Here is a 782-nt window from a genome sequence, read left to right as displayed (position 1 = left end):
ATTTTTGAGAACCCTATAATGCTGTTAAGCGGAGTGCGAATTTCGTGACTCATATTGGCCAAGAATTCTGTTTTTGCCTTGTTTGCTTTGATCGCTTTTTTACGCGCTAGATCGAGTTCGACGTTCTGAATTTCGATGGTTTCGAGCGTTTCTCGTAAGTCTTGCGTGTTTTGTTCAATTTCTTCACGCACATCATTTTTATAACGATAGATTTGACTGCTAATTTCAGTTAGCAATTGCTCATGATCGTGGAGATCTTCTGATTCAAGTTGAGGGAAAATGGGAGACGATGACCCTTTGTTTGCAGAGATCAGAGCCTCTTTAATACGAGCAATGACATGTCGAACTTGCTGTAGTAAATACTTCGCCATAAGGATCGATATCAAGCTAGAAAAGATAAAAATAATTACCGCAGTTTTGATGACCTTTTCTTGCTGAGCTTGCAGGCTCGTCCGATCAACTAAGGCAATCAGCCACGATTGTTGTGGTTCGCCACTAGCGCTCTGCATTGGTAGTGTTTCGATGTATACGGCTAGGTTCCCGAGGCTAATGATCTGTGTGCCTGTAATAGGGAATCTATTTGGATTAATAGGCGGAGTGCTGTCATCGCCGACGTGCGCGATAACTGCTCGTTCTTCATTAATCAAAGTGAGATGGCTGACTTCGGGCGATAATAAGAGGTTTTTTAGTTGATCTTGGTAGTAGGGGCGGTCGTATTGCTGTCGAGATGAAATTGCAATTNTTGTACTGAATATCAGCTGATATATTGAATTTTCATAGCT

At 41.7% G+C, this 782-nt stretch carries 1 protein-coding gene; it reads right to left on the bottom strand.

Annotated elements, in window-relative coordinates; all coding sequences use genetic code 11:
* On the bottom strand, positions 1–647 hold a 647-nt coding region (locus tag A3738_RS32390), incomplete at its 3' end, for a histidine kinase dimerization/phospho-acceptor domain-containing protein (protein WP_304440064.1).
* Positions 648–782: the final 135 nt, after the last annotated feature.

Source organism: Oleiphilus sp. HI0066, assembly GCF_001635725.1.
This window is presented reverse-complemented; position numbering and strand designations above follow the sequence as displayed.